Origin of the sequence: Spirillospora sp. CA-128828, assembly GCF_050945415.1 — a bacterium.
Lineage (GTDB): Bacteria > Actinomycetota > Actinomycetes > Streptosporangiales > Streptosporangiaceae > Spirillospora.
The window spans coordinates 3,591,430-3,608,427 of sequence record NZ_CP191986.1; the positions used below are offsets into that span (position 1 = coordinate 3,591,430).

General features: G+C 70.1%; 18 protein-coding genes. 6 read left to right on the forward strand and 12 right to left on the reverse strand.

The window, feature by feature from the left end:
- Positions 1–51: 51 nt before the first annotated feature.
- The 6 genes from ACQPXG_RS17735 to kdgD form a co-directional block, all read right to left on the reverse strand.
- Positions 52–906 (reverse strand): aldehyde dehydrogenase family protein, encoded by an 855-nt coding sequence (locus ACQPXG_RS17735; RefSeq protein ID WP_433468796.1) that lies wholly within the window; start codon positions 904–906, stop codon positions 52–54.
- Positions 899–2,332 carry an aldehyde dehydrogenase family protein gene (locus ACQPXG_RS17740; RefSeq protein WP_433468797.1) on the reverse strand — a complete coding sequence of 478 codons (1,434 nt, stop codon included), beginning with the start codon at positions 2,330–2,332 and terminating at the stop codon, positions 899–901. Before ACQPXG_RS17740 ends, ACQPXG_RS17735 begins: the two co-directional genes overlap by 8 nt.
- 6 nt (positions 2,333–2,338) lie before the next feature.
- Entirely contained in the window at positions 2,339–3,250 is a 912-nt protein-coding gene (deoC, locus tag ACQPXG_RS17745) for a deoxyribose-phosphate aldolase (RefSeq protein ID WP_433468798.1), read from the reverse strand.
- Positions 3,247–4,272, reverse strand: coding sequence for a LacI family DNA-binding transcriptional regulator (locus ACQPXG_RS17750; RefSeq protein WP_433468799.1), 1,026 nt, complete (start codon positions 4,270–4,272; stop codon positions 3,247–3,249). The genes deoC and ACQPXG_RS17750 overlap by 4 nt, the downstream gene beginning before the upstream one ends.
- A 165-nt stretch (positions 4,273–4,437) precedes the next feature.
- A complete protein-coding gene (locus tag ACQPXG_RS17755) occupies positions 4,438–5,592 on the reverse strand; it encodes an L-talarate/galactarate dehydratase (RefSeq protein WP_433468800.1) in 1,155 nt (384 codons plus the stop codon).
- 1 nt (position 5,593) lies between these two features.
- Complete coding sequence (kdgD, locus tag ACQPXG_RS17760) at positions 5,594–6,508, reverse strand: 5-dehydro-4-deoxyglucarate dehydratase (protein ID WP_433468801.1); 915 nt, start codon at positions 6,506–6,508, stop codon at positions 5,594–5,596.
- A gap of 75 nt (positions 6,509–6,583) precedes the next feature.
- On the opposite strand from kdgD, the gene ACQPXG_RS17765 reads away from it, so the two are divergent.
- Both ACQPXG_RS17765 and ACQPXG_RS17770 read left to right on the forward strand, forming a co-directional pair.
- Positions 6,584–7,459 carry a LysR substrate-binding domain-containing protein gene (locus ACQPXG_RS17765; protein WP_433468802.1) on the forward strand — a complete coding sequence of 292 codons (876 nt, stop codon included), beginning with the start codon at positions 6,584–6,586 and terminating at the stop codon, positions 7,457–7,459.
- Between the two features lie 94 nt (positions 7,460–7,553).
- The gene (locus ACQPXG_RS17770) at positions 7,554–8,720 is read left to right on the forward strand and encodes an acyl-CoA dehydrogenase family protein (RefSeq protein WP_433468803.1); all 1,167 of its coding nucleotides are present in this window, start codon (positions 7,554–7,556) and stop codon (positions 8,718–8,720) included.
- Here ACQPXG_RS17770 and ACQPXG_RS17775 read toward each other — a convergent pair.
- Positions 8,713–10,134, reverse strand: a complete 1,422-nt coding sequence (locus ACQPXG_RS17775) for a sensor histidine kinase (RefSeq protein WP_433468804.1) — start codon at positions 10,132–10,134, stop codon at positions 8,713–8,715. The genes ACQPXG_RS17770 and ACQPXG_RS17775 overlap by 8 nt on opposite strands.
- Position 10,135: 1 nt before the next feature.
- On the reverse strand, positions 10,136–10,816 hold the full coding sequence (locus ACQPXG_RS17780) for a response regulator transcription factor (protein WP_433468805.1): 681 nt from the start codon (positions 10,814–10,816) through the stop codon (positions 10,136–10,138).
- 131 nt (positions 10,817–10,947) lie between these two features.
- Between ACQPXG_RS17780 and ACQPXG_RS17785 the strand changes: the two genes are divergently transcribed.
- The 4 genes from ACQPXG_RS17785 (at position 10,948) to ACQPXG_RS17800 (ending at position 14,270) form a co-directional block, all read left to right on the forward strand.
- Positions 10,948–11,550, forward strand: coding sequence for a PepSY domain-containing protein (locus ACQPXG_RS17785; RefSeq protein WP_433468806.1), 603 nt, complete (start codon positions 10,948–10,950; stop codon positions 11,548–11,550).
- A 41-nt stretch (positions 11,551–11,591) separates the two neighbouring features.
- Positions 11,592–12,395: an SAM-dependent methyltransferase gene (locus ACQPXG_RS17790; protein WP_433468807.1), complete on the forward strand. Its 804-nt coding sequence runs from the start codon at positions 11,592–11,594 to the stop codon at positions 12,393–12,395.
- Between the two features lie 96 nt (positions 12,396–12,491).
- A complete protein-coding gene (locus tag ACQPXG_RS17795) occupies positions 12,492–13,271 on the forward strand; it encodes an ArsR/SmtB family transcription factor (protein WP_433468808.1) in 780 nt (259 codons plus the stop codon).
- Positions 13,272–13,325: 54 nt separating this feature from the next.
- Positions 13,326–14,270 carry a ribose-phosphate diphosphokinase gene (locus tag ACQPXG_RS17800; RefSeq protein WP_433468809.1) on the forward strand — a complete coding sequence of 315 codons (945 nt, stop codon included), beginning with the start codon at positions 13,326–13,328 and terminating at the stop codon, positions 14,268–14,270.
- A 9-nt stretch (positions 14,271–14,279) separates the two neighbouring features.
- Here the strand turns inward: ACQPXG_RS17800 and ACQPXG_RS17805 are convergent, their stop codons facing one another.
- The 4 genes from ACQPXG_RS17805 to ACQPXG_RS17820 form a co-directional block, all read right to left on the reverse strand.
- Positions 14,280–14,546: a hypothetical protein gene (locus ACQPXG_RS17805; protein ID WP_433468810.1), complete on the reverse strand. Its 267-nt coding sequence runs from the start codon at positions 14,544–14,546 to the stop codon at positions 14,280–14,282.
- Between the two features lie 445 nt (positions 14,547–14,991).
- Positions 14,992–15,180, reverse strand: coding sequence for a DUF5999 family protein (locus ACQPXG_RS17810; protein ID WP_433469986.1), 189 nt, complete (start codon positions 15,178–15,180; stop codon positions 14,992–14,994).
- 158 nt (positions 15,181–15,338) lie between these two features.
- Positions 15,339–15,836, reverse strand: coding sequence for a hypothetical protein (locus ACQPXG_RS17815; RefSeq protein ID WP_433468811.1), 498 nt, complete (start codon positions 15,834–15,836; stop codon positions 15,339–15,341).
- Positions 15,837–16,109: 273 nt separating this feature from the next.
- Positions 16,110–16,925, reverse strand: coding sequence for an SAM-dependent methyltransferase (locus ACQPXG_RS17820; protein WP_433468812.1), 816 nt, complete (start codon positions 16,923–16,925; stop codon positions 16,110–16,112).
- Positions 16,926–16,998: the final 73 nt, after the last annotated feature.

Sequence of the window (16,998 nt, forward strand, 5' to 3'; positions counted from 1 at the left end):
GGGAGAGGTCACGGCGGTTGCGCCGTGTCCTTGGGTGTTCGCGGTTGTGGATCAGACGCCGACGGGGTGCCAGACGGTCTTGGTTTCCAGGAAGGCGGTCATGCGGGTGGTTGTGGGTTGGGTGGTCCAGTCGGTTTCGGTGGGGTGGTGGAGGCGTTTGAGGTTGTCGGCGGCTTGGTTGTGCAGGTCGTGGAGGTTTTCGGCTGGTGCGCCGGTGAGGTCGAGGGCGTTGATGTCCATGTGGGAGGCCAGCGGGGGGGCGAGTTCGGTGCGGTGGCCGGTGAGGATGTTGACCACGCCGGGGGGGAGGTCGGAGGTGGCCAGGACTTCGGCCAGGGTGATCGCCGGGAGCGGGTTGGGTTCGGAGGCGATGAGGATGGTGGTGTTGCCGGTGACGATGACCGGGGCCAGGACCGAGACCAGGCCGAGGAGGGGTGAGTCGGGGGCGATGACGGCGACGACGCCGGTGGGTTCGGGGGTGGAGAAGTTGAAGAAGGGTCCGGCGACGGGGTTGGCGGCGCCGGTGACGGCGGTGAGTTTGTCGGCCCATCCGGCGTACCAGACCCACCGGTCGATGGCGGCGTCCACCTCGGCGTTGGCCTGGGGTTTGGTGAGCCCGGTGTGGCGGAGTTCGGTGGTGAACTGGTCGCGGCGCCCTTCGAGCATTTCGGCGATCCGGTAGAGGATCTGGGCGCGGTTGTAGGGGGTGCGGGCCGACCAGCCGCCGAACGCTTTGCGGGCCGCGACCACCGCGTCGCGGGCGTCTTTTCGGGACGCTTTGGCGGCGTTGGCCACAAAGCGGCCTTTGGTGTCGGTCACGGGATAGGACCTGCCGGACTCGGAGCGGGGAAACGCGCCTGCGATGAACAGCTTGTAGGTCTTGCGGACGGCGAGACGGTCAGACATTGAGGTATGCCTCCAGTCCGTGGCGTCCGCCCTCGCGGCCGAACCCCGATTCCTTGTAGCCGCCGAACGGGGAGGCGGGGTCGAACTTGTTGAAGGTGTTGGCCCACACCACCCCGGCCCGCAGCCGTTGCGCGGTCCACAGGATCTGCGAGCCCTTCTCGGTCCAGATCCCCGCCGACAACCCGTACGGAGTGTTGTTGGCCTTGGTGACAGCCTCGTCCGGAGTACGGAACGTCAACACCGAAAGGACGGGCCCGAAGATCTCCTCGCGCGCGATCCGATGCGACTGCGCCACCCCGGTGAAGATCGTCGGCGCGAACCAGAACCCCTGCGCGGGCAGTTCACACGGGGGTGACCACCGCCCGGCGCCTTCGGCCTCCCCGGCGGCGGTGAGCTCTTTGATCTTGGTGAGTTGTTCGGCGGAGTTGATCGCGCCGATGTCGGTGTTCTTGTCCAGGGGGTCACCGACCCGCAGGGTCGCCATCCGGGTCTTGAGCCGGTCCAGGACCTGGTCGGCGACCGATTCCTGGACCAGCAGCCGGGACCCGGCGCAGCACACATGCCCCTGGTTGAAGAAGATCCCGTTGACGATCCCCTCGACCGCCTGGTCCAGGGCCGCGTCCTCATAGACGATGTTGGCGGCCTTGCCCCCGAGTTCCAGGGTGAGGCGTTTGTTTGTGCCGGCCAGGGTGCGGGCGATCTGGCGGCCCACCTCGGTGGAGCCGGTGAAGGCGACCTTGTCGATCCCGTCATGGGCGACCAGCGCGCGGCCGGTGTCACCGGCACCGGTGATGATGTTGACCACCCCCGGCGGCAGGTCGGCCTGGCGGCAGATGTCGGCGAACAGCAACGCCGAAAGCGGCGTGGTCTCGGCCGGTTTCAACACCACCGTGTTCCCGCAGGCCAGGGCGGGGGCGATCTTCCAGGCCAGCATCAGCAGCGGGAAGTTCCACGGGATCACCTGCCCCGCCACCCCCACCGGCCCGGGGTTGGCCCCGAACCCGGCGTGGGAGAGTTTGTCGGCCCACCCGGCGTAGTAGAAGAACCACGCCGCCACCAGCGGCACGTCCACATCCCGCGACTCGCGGATCGGTTTGCCGTTGTCGATCGACTCCAAAACGGCCAGCTCGCGGGAGCGTTCCTGGATGATCCGCGCGATCCGGTACAGGTACTTGGCCCGCTCGGCGCCGGGCATCGGCCCCCACACCGACTCGAACGCGGCCCGCGCGGCGGTGACGGCGCGATCCACGTCGGCCTCGTCTGCACAGGCGATGTCGGCCAGCACCGACTCATCCGCCGGGTTGATCGACTTGAACGGCTCCCCGTGCCCATCGACGAACTCACCGTTGATGAACAGCCCGTAGGAGGCGCGGATGTCGACAACGGCCCGCGACTCCGGCGCCGGCGCATACTCGAAAACTGCCATGATCCCTCAGTCCAGGGTGAAGTAGTCGGGACCGGAATACACACCGGTGGCCAGCTTGCGGCGCTGCATCAACAGATCGTTCAACACACTGGACGCCCCCAGGCGGAACCAGTCGGGCGACAGCCAGTCCGGCCCGGCCGTCTCGTTCACCAAAACCAGATACCTGACCGCGTCCTTGGTGGTGCGGATCCCCCCAGCCGGCTTGACCCCCACCTGCCGTCCCGTCACCGCCCGGAAATCGCGGACCGCCTCCAACATCACCAACGTCACCGGCAACGTCGCCGCCGGAGAGACCTTCCCGGTCGAGGTCTTGATGAAATCGGCGCCCGCCCGCATCGCCAACCACGACGCACGCCGCACATGATCCAGCGTGGCCAGCTCACCGGTCTCCAAGATCACCTTCAGATGCGCGGCACCACACGCATCCTTCACCGCCACGATCTCCTCGAACACCGTCCCGTAATCACCGGCCAAAAACGCGCCCCGATCGATCACCATGTCGATCTCGGCCGCACCCGCCGCCACCGCAGCCCTGGTATCGGCCAGCTTGGCCTCCAACGGCGCCCGCCCCGACGGAAACGCCGTCGCCACACTGGCCACCCCCACCCCCGAGCCCGCGAGGGAGCGGACGGCGACCTCCACCAGATCGGGATACACACACACCGCCGCCACCTGCGGCACCGAGACATCCGACGGGTCGGGATGGGCGGCCTTGGCACACAACGCCCGCACCTTCCCCGGCGTGTCCGCACCCTCCAACGTGGTCAGATCCACCATCGAAATCGCCAGATCGATCGCCGCCGCCTTCGCCGACGTCTTGATCGACCGCGACGCCAACCGCGCCGCCCGCTCCTCGGCCCCCACCTGATCCACACCCGGCAGACCACGCAGGAACCCCTGCAACTCGGTCACGGTCATCGCGTCTTTCCAGCCTTCCTGGAGGTCCGGGGCGCAGCGGTCGAGGCGCGTTCGACGATCTTTATCTCCATGACGATGCGGCGGGGGAGGTCGCGGGTCTCGCTGTCGTCGAAGCGGTGCAGCAGCAGCCGCATCGCGAGCACGCCCTGCTCGGTCATCGGACGGTCGACGACGGTCAGCGGGGGCCGCAGCAGCGGCCCGGTGTCCAGGTCGTCGAAGCCGATGAGGCTGATCTGCCCGGGGACGTCCACCCGCATGTCGTGCAGCGCCTTCAGCGCGCCCAGCGTCGTGAGGTTGTTCGCGGTGAAGATCGCGGTCGGCGGTTCGGCGAGCGACAGCAGCGACAGGGTGAGCTGGTAGGCGCGCTCCTCGCGGAAGTCGCCGATGAGGTCGAACTCCGGCGGGATCTCGACGCCGGCGGCGGACACCGCCTCCAGGAAGCCGTCCCGCCGGTAGCGGCCGGGGGTGGACTCCTGGCCGCCGCTGATCATCGCGATGCGGGTGTGGCCGAGGGCGAGGAGATGCTCGGCGGCCTGCCGTCCGCCCGCCCGGTTGTCGACGAGCACGGCGTCGAAGCTCTCCCCGTCGGCGAGGTCCCGGTCGATGAACACGACCGGCAGGCCGCTGTCGCGCAGTTGCAGCGGGGTCTCCTCGTGCTCGGTGGCGGGGGCGAGGATGATGCCGTCCACCTGGCGGGCCATGTCGGCGAGCAGGTCGGCCTCGCGGTCGCCGCTCTCGTCGCTGTTGGCGAGCAGCAGCCGGTAGCCGCGGTCGCGGCTGACGGACTCCATGCCCTTCACGACGGCGGCGAAGTACGGGTTCGTGATGTCGGGAACGACGACGCCGATGGTGCGGGTGCGCCCCGACTTCAGCGACTGCGCCGCGATGTTCGGCGCGAAGCCCAGCTCATCCACGGCGGCCTGGATGGCCTCCGCCGACCTGACCCGCTGTCCCCGCAGGAACCGCGAGACGGTGGCGGGAGAGACGCCGGCCCGCGCCGCCACGTCGTGGATGGTCGCCACATTGACTCCTGTCTGTCGCCCGCGTCACTGAAACCGTTGTCAGAGAATGATTGCAGCAGAGGGCGTCGAGATGTCAAGAGTCAAGGTGGGAAATCTTTGACCTGCCGATACGTGCCGCAGAGGCTTCGTGGCGGCGAGGCTCGGCCGCAGCGACAGAAACCGGTTTCAGTGCCGGTGGCCCACGAGGGTCCGTGCCGTCGTCCAGGCGCGGGCCTGCTCGCTGAGAGTTATCCCGAGGCCGGGACGGGCCGGGACGTGCATCCGCCCGTCCTCGATCGTCAGCCGTTCGTTGAACAGCGGGTCGAGCCAGTCGAAGTGCTCGACCCACGGCTCGCTCGGGTACGCGGCGGCCAGATGCAGATGGATCTCCATCGCGAAGTGCGGTGCGAGTTGCAGATGCCGGTGGTCCGCGAGCGCGGCGAGCCTGAGGAAGTTGGTGATGCCGCCGATGCGCGGCGCGTCCGGCTGGATGATGTCGGCCGCGCCCTTGTCGATGAGTTCGCAGTGCTCGGCGACGCTGGTGAGCATCTCGCCGGTGGCGACGGGCGTGTCGAGTGCGCGGGCCAGTGCGGCGTGCCCTTCGGCGTCGTAGGCGTCCAGGGGCTCCTCGATCCAGGTGAGGCCGAACGCCTCCAGGGCGCGCCCCATCCGCTGCGCGGCCGGACGGTCCCACTGCTGGTTCGCGTCCACCATGAGCGGGAACCCGTCGCCGAGCCGCTCCCGGACGGCGGTGACGCGGCGCAGGTCCTCGGCGTGGTCGGGATGCCCGACCTTGATCTTGATGCCGCCGATCCCGTCCGCCACGGACGCGGCCGCGTTGTCGAGGACCTCCTCCAGCGGTGCGCTCAGGAACCCGCCCGAGGTGTTGTAGCAGCGGACGGAGTCGCGGTGCGCGCCGAGGAGCTTGGCGAGCGGCAGGCCGGCGCGCTTGGCCTTCAGGTCCCACAGCGCGATGTCGATGGCGGCGATCGCCTGCGTGGCGAGCCCGCTGCGGCCCACGGAGGCGCCCGCCCACGCCAGCTTCGTCCAGATCCTGCCGATGTCGCTCGGGTCCTCGCCGACGATGACGGGCGCGATCTCGGCGGCGTGCGCGTACTGTCCGGGCCCGCCGGCGCGCTTGGAGTATCCGAAGCCGATGCCCTCGTGGCCTTCCTCGGTGCCGATCTCGGCGAACATGAAGACCACCTCGGTCATCGGCCGCTGCCGTCCGGTCAGCACCTTCGCGTCGCTGACCGGTGTGGCGAGGGGCAGGGTGACCGAGGACAGCTCGATCCAGGCGATCCGGTCGAGGGTCGCCTCGCCGGCGGGCGCGCCCGCCATCTCAGCGCACCCGCTTGACGAGTTCCGTGAGCTCGGCGGTCTCGCCCTCGGTCAGGTCCGTCAGGGGCGGGCGCACCGGGCCGGCCGGCCGGCCGATGATCCGCATGCCCGCCTTGATGATGCTCACCGCGTAGCCCTTGCCGCGGTTGCGGATGTCGCAGTACGGGAGGACGAACTCCGCCAGCCGCCGCTGCACCCCGTCCCGGTCGCACGCGCGGACGGCGGCGTAGAACGCGAGCGCGAACTCCGGGACGAAGTTGAAGATCGCCGACGAGTAGGTCGTGACGCCCATCTCCAGGTAGGGGAGCGCGAACGTCTCGGCGGTCGGCAGCCCGCCGATGTAGACGAGGCGATCGCCGAGCCGGGACCGGACCCGCGTCATCAGCTCCAGGTCGCCGACCCCATCCTTGAAACCGACGAGGTTGGGGCACGCGTCGGCCAGCTCTGCGACCGTCGTGTCCTGGTAGACGGCGTTCGCCCGGCTGTAGATCGTCACGCCGAGGCGGGTGGCCTCGCACACCGCACGGACGTGCGCGACCAGACCGTCCTGCGAAGCCTCGGTGAGGTAGGGCGGGAACAGCAGCACCCCGTCGGCGCCGGCGCGTTCGGCGTCCCTGGCCATCTCGACCGCCATCGCCGTCCCGTACCCGGCGGGCGCGATCACCGGGACGCCGTCCGGCGCCTCCCCGGCCGCCGCGCGCACGACCCGGCCGACCTCGTCCGGCGTCAGCGAGAAGAACTCGCCCGTCCCGCCCGCCGCGAACAGGCCCGCCACCTCGTATCCGCCGAGCCGCGCGATGTTCTCACGGTAGCCGTCCTCGTCGAAGGAGAGATCGTCGCGGAAGTGGGTGACGGGGAACGAGAGGAGCCCGGACCCGAGCCGCCGGGCGATGTCGTCGGGCGCAGTCTGCTTCATGGTCCCGAGGCTAAGATGGCCGATTGATTTAGGTCCAACACGAAAAATGCATCCACTGATACCTGTGCGGAATCGATGTTCACTCTCACCCAGCTGACGAACTTCGTCGCCGTCGCCGAGGAACTGCACTTCGGCCGGGCCGCCGAGCGGCTCCGCATGACGCAGCCGCCGCTGAGCCGCCAGATCCAGTTGCTGGAGAACGAGCTCAAGGTCCGGCTGTTCGACCGGACGAACCGCTCGGTCCGCCTCACGCCCGCGGGCCGGGCGTTCCTCGACGAGGCCCGCCGGCTGCTCCAGCAGGCCGACCATGCCGCGATGTCCGTCCGGCAGGTGTCGGCGGGGGAGGCCGGGACCATCACGGTCGGTTTCACCGCCGCGAGCGCCTACGCCACGCTCGGCCGGCTCCTGGAGGTCGCGCGGACGGCGCTGCCCGACGTCGGCATCGTCCTGCGCGAGATGGTGACCCGAGACCAGGTGCGGGCCCTCGCCGAGGGCGGCCTCGACCTCGGGTTCGTCCGGCCGCCGGTCAGCGACCCCGACCTTGAGGAACGCCGAGCCGATCGCGAGCCGTTGCTGGCCGCCGTCCCCAACGGGCACCCCCTCGCCGAAGGGGAGGGTCCGGTCCGGTTGGCCGACTTCGACGGGCAGCGGTTCATCATGTACTCGCCCGTCGAGGCCCGCTACTTCCACGAACTGCTGATCAGCCTGTTCCGGCAGGCCCGCGTCTCGCCCGTGTACGCGCAGTATCTCAGCCAGGTGCACAGCATCCTCGCGCTGGTCGACTCCGGCTGGGGCGTCGCGCTCGTGCCCGCGGCGGCGGCCCGGCTCCGCTACGCCGGCCTGACGTTCCGGCCCGTCGACCTCCCGGACCCCGCTCCGGTCGAGCTGAGCCTGACCTGGCGCCGGGGCAACGACAACCCGGCGCTCGCCAAGCTGCTGCAGCATCTCTGACCGCCTTGACGGCCGCCGCGGCGGTCGATTACTTTGGCGTCCAAATATTGGCCGTCAAAGTATTGACGCGCGCCGTGAGCGCCGTGGAGGAACGATGAGCGACTTTCCCGCGTACGCGCCGTCGGAGGAGCATGAGCTGCTGCGGCGGACGGTGCGTGAGCTGGCCGATGCCAAGATCGCTCCTTTCGCGGCGGTGGTGGACGAGGAGTCCCGGTTCCCGCGGGAGGCCCTGGACGCTCTGGTCGCCAATGGTCTGCACGCGGTGCATGTGCCCGAATCGTACGGGGGTGCGGGGGCTGATGCGCTGGCGACGGTGATCGTGATCGAGGAGGTCGCCCGGGCGTGTGCGTCCTCGTCGCTGATTCCGGCGGTGAACAAGCTGGGCACGGTCCCGGTGCTGCTGGCGGGTTCGGAGGAGATCAAGAAGAGGTTCCTGGGGCCGGTGGCGCGGGGGGAGGCGATGTTCTCGTATGCGTTGTCGGAGGCGGATGCGGGGTCGGATGCGGCGGGGATGAAGACCCGCGCGGTGCGTGACGGTGAGCATTGGGTGTTGAACGGCACCAAGATGTGGATCACCAATGCGGGGGTGTCGCGGTTCTACACGGTGATGGCGGTGACCGATCCGTCGGCGGGGGCGCGGGGGATTTCGGCGTTCGTGGTGGAGGCGTCCGATGCGGGGGTGTCGTTTGGTCCCAAGGAGCGCAAGCTGGGGATCAAGGGGTCGCCGACCCGGCAGGTGATCTTGGAGGATGTGCGGATTCCGGCGGATCGGATCATCGGGGAGCCGGGGACGGGGTTCAAGACGGCGCTGGCGACGTTGGACCATACCCGGATCACCATCGCGGCGCAGGCGTTGGGGATCGCGCAGGGCGCGCTGGATTTCGCGGTGGGGTATGTGCAGCAGCGCCGTCAGTTCGGCAGGCCGGTCGCCGATTTCCAGGGTGTGCAGTTCATGCTGGCGGACATGGCGATGCGGCTGGAGGGTGCCCGGCAGTTGACCTACCACGCGGCGGTCAAGTCCGAGCGGGCGATGTCGGGGGAGCGGGTGGCGGATCTGACGTTGGTGTCTTCGGCGTGCAAGGCGCTGGCCTCGGATGTGGCGATGGATGTGACCACTGATGCGGTGCAGTTGCTGGGCGGGTATGGGTACACGCGCGAGTTCCCGGTGGAGCGGATGATGCGCGACGCCAAGATCACCCAGATCTACGAGGGCACCAACCAGATCCAGCGCATGGTCATCGCCCGCCAACTCCTCAAATAGCCGGCAGCCGCACTTCGAAGAGCGCGCCGCCACCGGGGGCCTCGCCGGCGGTCAGGTCCCCGCCATGGGCCCGCACCAGATCCCTGGCGATCGCGAGGCCGAGCCCCGCGCCGCCCTCGTCGCGGCTGCGGGCGTCGTCCAGCCGCACGAACCGCTCGAAGATCCGCTCCCGGTCGGCGGCGGGCACGCCCGGCCCGTCGTCGGCGACCCCCAGCACCGCGGTGCCCGCCTCCACGCGCAAGGACAGGCGGACGGCCGTCCCGGCGTGCCGTCCGGCGTTGTCGAGCAGGTTGCCGACGACCCGCGCGAGCCGTCCCGGTACGCCCATGACCTGAGGGTCTCCCTCGATCGACGGCCGGACGGGAATCCGGTCGCGGGCCGCGCGGCGCTCCAGCTCCTCCCGGACGAGACCCCCGAGTGCGACGGGCCTGGGCGGCGGACGGTCACCGGTGTCGATGCGGGCGAGGAGCAGCAGGTCCGCGGCGAGATGCTGGAGCCGCACGACGTCCTCGACCAGCCCCGCCACGTCCATCAGCTCGGGATGCGCGGCGGCGACCTCCAGCTGGGTGCGCAGCGACGCGATCGGACTGCGCAGCTCGTGCGAGGCGTCCGCGACGAACCCGCGCTGCCGCGCCACCGACTCCTCCAGCGCGGCGAGGGTCTCGTTCGTCGTCGCGGCGAGCCCGGCGATCTCGTCCCGCGCGTCCGGCACCGGCACCCGCCGGGCCAGGTCGCCGGACGAGGTGATCTCGGCCAGCTCCGCCCGGACGGCCTCCACCGGGCGCAGTGCCCGCCGCGTGACCAGCCACGTCACCCCCGCGACCACGGCGAGCAGCGGCGGCAGGCCGGCGAGCATCGCCCGGGTGGCGGTGCCGACCGCGTCCCGCGCGGCGGCCAGGTCGGCGCCCGCGTACACGGTCACGGTCTCGTCCCGCGGCGTCGTCACCTCGACCGCCGCGAACCGGAACCGGGTGGTACGGCCGTCCACGGTCGCGCTGCCGGTGCTGAACGAGGGGTCGTCGCCCGAGACCTCGCCGCGCCCCGGGGCGTCGTCATCGTGGTCGTCATCGTCGCCGTGGACGGGCGGGGGCCGGCCGGCCCGCACAGCGGGGGAGCCGGCGCCCTGGATCGCCTGGAGATCCTCGCTGGCCGCGCGGACACGACCGTCCTCGCCCACGACCTGCACCGGGTGATCCTCCGGATCCGGCAGATCGAGCGCCGCATACGCGGTGCCGGTCGCCAGCTGTGACGCCACCTCGCGCGCCGCCACCTCGGCCTTCAGATCGGCCTGGCCGCCGAGGTTCGCGCGCAGGAGCAGCACCACGGCGAGACCGGCCGCGACCAGCGCGACGGCCACCACGGCCGTCGCGGCCAGGGTGGTCCGGGCCCGGACGGACGCCAGGCGGCGGGCCACCTCAGGCGCCCCCGTCCCTGGCCAGCCGGTATCCGGCCCCGCGCAGCGTCGTGATCGACCGCCGCCCGAACGGGACGTCGAGCTTACGGCGCAGCGCGCTCACGTACACCTCGACGATGTTGGGATCCCCGTCGTACGCGAAGTCCCAGACCGCCTCCATGATCTGCGCCTTCGACACGACGTGGCCCGCGTTCGCCGCCAGATGCTCCAGCACGGCGAACTCCTTGCCGGTCAACTCCACCTCGGCGTCGCCCCGGAACACCCGCCGGGCCGCAGGGTCCACGGTGAGGTCGCCGAGGACGATGGCGGGCGCGGCGCCCCGCGTCCTGCGCCGTAGCAGCGCGCGGACGCGGGCGACCAATACGACGTACGAGAACGGCTTGGTGAGGTAGTCGTCCGCGCCCGTGTCCAGGCCCTCGGCCTCGTCGTACTCGCCGTCCTTGGCGGTCAGCATCAGGACCGGCGTCTCGTCGCCCGCCGCACGCAGCGCCGCGCACACCCGGTACCCGTTCATGCCCGGCAGCATGATGTCGAGGACGATCAGGTCGTACTCCCCGCCCAGCGCCCGGTGCAGCCCCTCGGCGCCGTCATGGACGGTCTCGACCACGAAACCCTCGGCGGTCAGCCCCCGCGCGAGCGACGTGGCCAGGCGTTTCTCGTCCTCGACGATCAGCAGGCGCATGCTCACAGCGTGCCAAACCCCGCCTGAAGACGGCTTCAGCTTTCCTCAGCGTCTCTACAGTAATTCGGGGCATCGTCCATCTGGGCGGCCGGAACACCGGCCGCCGGCACGACATCCGAAGGTGGGGTTCGATGAAGTTCGACGCACGGCGCTTGCTCGCGGGCCGCGGGCTGCTGGTCACGGTCGTGGCCGCGGGGGTCCTCGCGGGCGGGGGAGCCACGGCCGCGTTCGCCGCCGCCGACGACGACGGCAGAGGCGCATCGCCGTCCGACGACCGGCCCGTGAAGCCGGCGGTCTCGCTGACGCAGGCCGTGGACGCGGCGTTGAAGGCCGTTCCGGGCAAGGTCGAGGAGATCGACCTCGACGACGCGCACGGCAGGACGGTCTGGGAGGCCGACGTCCTCGCCGACGACGGAACCTGGCGTGACGTGACCGTGGACGCCGACAACGCGAAGGTCACGGGGAACCGCGCGGACCGCCCGGACGAGGACGACGACGGCGACCACTGGGCTGAGGCCGCGGCGCTGCGGAACGCGAAGGTCACCGTGTCGGACGCGGCGGGTGCGGCGCTGAAGGCCGTCCCCGGTCGCGTCACGTCCGCGGAGTTCGAGCACGACGACGGCAAGGCGGTGTGGGAACTCGACGTGACCGCCCAGGACGGCACCGAACACGAGGTCACCGTAAACGCCGTGACAGGCAAGGTCATCGATAGCGAGACGGGCGACGAGGACTGACACCTGTCCGCGGCGGGAAGGGAACGGCCGAGGAGGTGCCCATGAGCGAACAACGGCCCGGGCCGGGCATCGACACGAACGTCTCGCACGTGGCGCGCATCTGGAACTACTGGCTGGGCGGCAAGGACAACTATCCGGTGGACCGCGAGGTCGGGGACCAGATCCTCGGGATGCTCCCGGACGTCGCCCGGCTCGCGCGCGCCTCCCGGCTGTTCCTCAACCGGGTGGTGTGGCATCTGGCCGCCGAAGCCGGGGTCCGCCAGTTCATCGACATCGGGACGGGGCTGCCCACGGTGGACAACACCCACGAGGTGGCCCAGCGCGCCGCACCCGAGTCGAGGATCGTCTACGTCGACAACGACCCGCTGGTGCTGGAGCACGCCAAGGCGCTGCTCACCAGCACCCCCGAGGGGCGCACCGCCTACATCCACGCGGACCTGCGGGACCCCGGGACCATCCTGGAGGCCGCCGCCGAGACGCTCGACTTCGGCAAGCCGGTCGCGTTCACGCTGATGGGGATCCTGGAGTTCATCCCGGACGACGACCAGGCGTACGGGATAGTCCGGGCGCTCCTGGACGGGGTGCCGCCGGGCAGCTACTTGGCACTGTTCGACGGGACGAACGTCGTCCACGGCGCGGCGTCCGACCGGATCGTCGAGGTCTGGAACGCGTCGGGCAACGCCCCGCTGGTCCTGCGGACGCCCGAGCAGATCGGGCGCTTCTTCGACGGGCTCGAACTCGTGGAGCCCGGCATCGTCCCGGTGACGCACTGGCGGCCGGACACGGCGGCCGGGGCCGAGCCGGAACCGGTGGACGCCTACGGCGCCGTGGGGCGCAAACCGTAGCGCCGCCCTCCCTGCAACCAGGACCGTCCATTGACATGCAGCCATCTGGCTGCCTATAGTTAAAGGCAACCAGATGGCTGCATATTGGACGGACGGATGGACGAGGTCTTCAAGGCGCTCGCCGACGCGAGCCGGCGCCGGCTGCTGGACACCCTGAACGCCCGCAACGGGCAGACGCTCCGGGAGCTGTGCGCCGGACTGGACATGACCCGGCAGTCGGTCAGCAAGCACCTGGCGGTGCTGGAGGCCGCCGGTCTCGTGACGACCCTGCGCCGGGGACGCGAGAAGCTCCACTATCTCGACGCCGCCCCGATCAACGCCATCGCCGACCGATGGATGAGCCGGTACGACCAGGAGCGCGCGCGTGCGCTCGCCGACCTGAAGACCGCATTGGAGCAGGACCCGATGACCGGAAACGAGTTCGTCTACACGACCTACATCAAGACCACGCCGGAACGCCTCTGGGAGGCCCTGACCGACCCGGCGTTCACCCGCCGCTACTGGGGCGTCTCCTTCGAGACGGACTGGAAGCCGGGGTCCCCGATCGACTGGCACGAGGAGGGCGCGACGACGGCCGACCCCGAGCAGGTCGTCCTCGAATCCGAACCGGGCCGCCGCCTCTCCTACACCTGGCACACCTTCACACCCGAGTGGGCCCGGTCCGTCGGCGTGGACGAGGAGACCCGCGCCAAGCTCATGCAGGAGCCCCGCTCCAAGGTGACCTTCGAGATGGAGCCCGCCGGGGAGACGGTGAAGCTGACTGTCGTACACGAGGGCGGAGAGACCCTGCTCGGCATGTCCCGGCACGGCTGGCCGCACGTCCTGTCCGGCCTGAAGACCCTTCTGGAGACCGGCGAGCCCCTCCCCAGCACCTGACCGGGCGCGGCCCTACGATGAGCGGGCCGCAGTCGATCATGTGAGGAGCGGTTCGTGCGAGAGATCGCCGTGTTCAGCGGCAGCGCCCACCCCGAACTGGCCGCCGAGGTCTGCTCCCATCTGGGCGTGCCGCTGAGCCCCGCCCGCGTCGACCGGTTCGCCAACGACTGCCTCGAAGTGCAGTTGCAGGCCAACTGCCGGGAGCGGGACGTCTTCCTGATCCAGCCGCTCGTCGCCCCCGTCCAGGAACACCTGGTCGAGCTCCTCCTGATGTGCGACGCCGCGCGGGGGGCGTCCGCGAGCCGCATCACCGTCGTGATGCCGCACTTCTCCTACGCCCGCTCCGACAAGAAGGACGCGCCCCGCATCTCCATCGGCGCCCGCCTGGTCGCCGACCTGCTCGTCGCCTCCGGCGCGAGCCGCGTCCTGGCCATGACCCTGCACTCGCCGCAGGTGCACGGCTTCTTCTCCGTCCCGGTCGACCACCTGAACGCACTGCGGGAACTGGCCGAGCACTTCCGCGGCCACGACCTGTCCCGCGCCACCGTCGTCTCACCCGACCTCGGCAACGCCAAGGAGGCCGCCGCCTTCGCCCGCCTCCTCGGCGTCCAGGTCGCCGCCGGCGCCAAGCAGCGCTTCCCCGACGACCGCGTCCAGATCAGCTCCGTCATCGGCGAGATCGCCGGCCGCGACGTGATCGTCCTCGACGACGAGATCGCCAAGGGCAGCACCGTGCTGGAACTCCTGGACCGCCTCCGCGAGATGGACGCCCGCACCATCCGCATCGCCTGCACCCACGGCCTGTTCGCCGCCGGCGCCCTCCAGCGCCTCTCCGCCGAACCCGACGTCCTGGAAATCGTCTGCACCAACACGGTTCCCGTTCCCAACGGCGACCGTAGTGAGAAGCTCAGCGTCCTCTCCATTGCCCCGGCCCTGGCCGAGGCGGTCCGCCGGATACACAACGGCGAATCCGTGAGCGCCCTCTTCGAATCCCCCTGACCGGGCGGGTCAGAGGAGCATGTCGGTGCCGCCGGATTCCTCTTCGCCGTCGGTGCTGTGCTCTGGTTCGAGGTACTCGTCGTCGGGCCAGAGCTCGTTGGCGAGGAAGGCGAGGTACTCCTCGTCGCCGGGGTCGAGTTCGGCGGTCATCGACTCCGGATGGCCGGTGTCGGGGGGCGGGTCGGGCGCGGGACGCGGCGGCATGGGGCGCAGGAGGTTCGGCAGGCAGAGTCCGAACAGGGCGACCAGGGACACGAGGACCAGGACTGTGACCACACCTACACCGTCCTTTCGCGGTCGAGTTCCGCATGAATCTTGCGTAAGTAGCAAAGCAGTTGAACGCTACCGGGACCACCCGCCGGATGGCATCCCGACATGCGAGCGCCGGGACTCCGGCCCTCTGTCCAAGGCTGACGTGATCCTCGCGCAGGGGTGCCACGACACGCGGGTGGCGGCGCACGCGGCCAGGCTTTGGCCTGGGGATGGAGTCCGCTGGTGGTCGTCTCGACCGGACGGTGACGGTGACCGGACCGGGATCGGGTGCGCTCGATGCGGACGAGCGTCAGTTCGCCGGCCTCATGCCGGGGGCCTGCAGCGCGTGCTCGTCACGCGGGACGGGCCTTCCAGGGCGTCCCGCGGCGGCCTGGGCGGCTTTCGAAGAGCGCGCCCGGCTCGGCTGCGGCAGCTCCGTGATCAGGTGATCACGGAGGGAATCTCGCCTCTAGGCGGCCGTGCTGGGACGGTGCGGAGCGATCACGCGGCCGTCGGGGAGCAGCTCGCCGGTGTCGTCGAAGACGACGATGCCGTTGCAGAGAAGGCTCCAGCCCTGCTCGGGGTGGGCGGCGACGATGCGCGCGGCCTCACGGTCGAGGTCGTCCGGTGTCGGACAGGTCGGATCGTGCTGGCAGATCGAGTCTTGTTGAGCGGTCACGGGGTTCCTCCACGGTGTCCCTGTGATTAAGGACATAGTGCAGCCTGCCGCCGTCCGTCCGAAATATGCAAGTGGATGGCGGATTCTTTACTGTTGAGCACGTGTGAAGACCGGCAGGATCGGGCATTTGGGACGTTTCACCGCAGGAGGCCCTCGTCCGGTTCGCCGCCGTGGTCCACGTCCAGGCCGACGACGGACGTGCAGCCCGTGCAGATCCACTCCGCGATGACGGCCTCGGAGTTGGTGCCGTGCGTCCGGTAGGGGCGGTCGACGGTCCGGCGCCGCATCCCATGGCCGCAGGACGAGTGCAGGAGCCTACCGCAGGTGGGGCACGGCCAGACGTCCTCGCGGCGAAGGTTGCACTGGGGGCACAGCGGCGACACGTAGTGACCGGCCGGCTCGCCGAACGCCAGTTCGGTGAGCCACTCGTGTTCAAGATCGAGGTACTCGTCCCCCGGCCAGTGGTGGTCGGCGAGCCATGCGAGGTACTCCTCGTCGCCCGGGCCGAGGACGGCCGTCAGGGACTCGGGGTGCTCGTTCTCCGACGTGTGTCGGCGCCGGCCGCGCCGCGCGGTGGCCAGGAGTGTCAGCAGGCCCAGGAGCGCGGCCGCGGCCAGACCTGTCGCCAGGGGCATCGCGGCGTCCTCAGATGATCTTGTGGCGGGAAAGTCCGATCATGAATGCACTTCACAAAACGCTGCGAACGCTACAAGAAAGGCTCTTAACGGAAAAGTCGATCAAAAAGATCCTTTACCTGGATCATGGTCGGCCCGATGCCCGAAACCGGGTGGCGCCGGTGTCCGGAACCGCACGGCCTGCGGGAATCGGGCCTCCGAGGCTCCCGCGCGGACGCTCGCCGGCGGTACCGGTTTCACTCTGCGCTTAATCGGCCGATCAAGGGGACCCGGTCAGTCCTTCCGGCCCAGCACGGCCACCATCTGGGTGTGCAGGGGGTGCTCCAGGGGCCCGGCCGGCCCGTCGGGCCGCCACTCGGTCACGTGCGCCACCCCCGGTTCGAGGATCGTGAACCCCTCCATGAACCGTTCGATGTCCGAGGAGTGCCGGAAGTAGGACCCGCCCAGACCGGACTGGAGGATGTGCTTGGCCTCCTCGACGCGCGGGTCGTTCCCCGAGTCGTGCAGGTGGGTGAGCACGACGTGGCTGCCGGCCGCCAGGAACGGATGCAGCGCCTGGACGACGCCGGCGGGGTCCCGCTCGTCCGGCACGTGGTGGATGATCGCGGCCAGGACGACGCCCACCGGGCGCGACAGGTCGAGCAGCGCGGTCAGCGCCGGGTCGGTGAAGATCTTCTCCGGCTCGTACAGGTCGCCCTGGATGAACGTCGCGACGCCGGTCTCGGTGAGCAGTGCCCGCCCGTGCGCCAGGACGATCGGGTCGTTGTCGACGTAGACGACCCGCGCCGCCGGATTGGCCGCGCGCGCGAACTGGTGCACGTTGGACGCCGTGGGCAGCCCCGACCCGATGTCGACGAACTGGTCGATCCCGAGATCGCGGGCCATGTAGGTCACCGCCCGCTCGATGGCGACGCGGTTGCCCTGCGCCACCACGGGAGCCTCCGGGACGAGCTGCATCACCATGTCGGCGACCTCCCTGTCGGCGGCGAAGTTGTCCTTGCCGCCGAGGAAGTAGTCGTACACGCGTGCGAAGGTCGGCGTGGAGGGATCGATTCCGGGAGGCGCGCTCTCGGGGAGGTCGTCTGCCACGCGTGCGGCTCCTTCTGTTGTGCGCCCTTGGTGCCCGCGGACGGGCGGTGACGTGGCCCACAAGCCTAGGCCG

Bases quoted from the DNA above. Each gene is read 5' to 3' on its own strand.
- ACQPXG_RS17755 (WP_433468800.1), bottom strand. From the start codon at position 5,592: ATGGCGGGCGCGCCCGCCGGCGAGGCGACCCTCGACCGGATCGCCTGG.
- ACQPXG_RS17770 (WP_433468803.1), top strand. From the start codon at position 7,554: ATGAGCGACTTTCCCGCGTACGCGCCGTCGGAGGAGCATGAGCTGCTG.
- ACQPXG_RS17785 (WP_433468806.1), top strand. From the start codon at position 10,948: ATGAAGTTCGACGCACGGCGCTTGCTCGCGGGCCGCGGGCTGCTGGTC.
- ACQPXG_RS17790 (WP_433468807.1), top strand. From the start codon at position 11,592: ATGAGCGAACAACGGCCCGGGCCGGGCATCGACACGAACGTCTCGCAC.
- kdgD (WP_433468801.1), bottom strand. From the start codon at position 6,508: ATGAAGCAGACTGCGCCCGACGACATCGCCCGGCGGCTCGGGTCCGGG.
- ACQPXG_RS17780 (WP_433468805.1), bottom strand. From the start codon at position 10,816: ATGCGCCTGCTGATCGTCGAGGACGAGAAACGCCTGGCCACGTCGCTC.
- ACQPXG_RS17740 (WP_433468797.1), bottom strand. From the start codon at position 2,332: ATGGCAGTTTTCGAGTATGCGCCGGCGCCGGAGTCGCGGGCCGTTGTC.
- ACQPXG_RS17795 (WP_433468808.1), top strand. From the start codon at position 12,492: ATGGACGAGGTCTTCAAGGCGCTCGCCGACGCGAGCCGGCGCCGGCTG.
- ACQPXG_RS17735 (WP_433468796.1), bottom strand. From the start codon at position 906: ATGTCTGACCGTCTCGCCGTCCGCAAGACCTACAAGCTGTTCATCGCA.
- ACQPXG_RS17765 (WP_433468802.1), top strand. From the start codon at position 6,584: ATGTTCACTCTCACCCAGCTGACGAACTTCGTCGCCGTCGCCGAGGAA.
- ACQPXG_RS17815 (WP_433468811.1), bottom strand. From the start codon at position 15,836: ATGCCCCTGGCGACAGGTCTGGCCGCGGCCGCGCTCCTGGGCCTGCTG.
- deoC (WP_433468798.1), bottom strand. From the start codon at position 3,250: ATGACCGTGACCGAGTTGCAGGGGTTCCTGCGTGGTCTGCCGGGTGTG.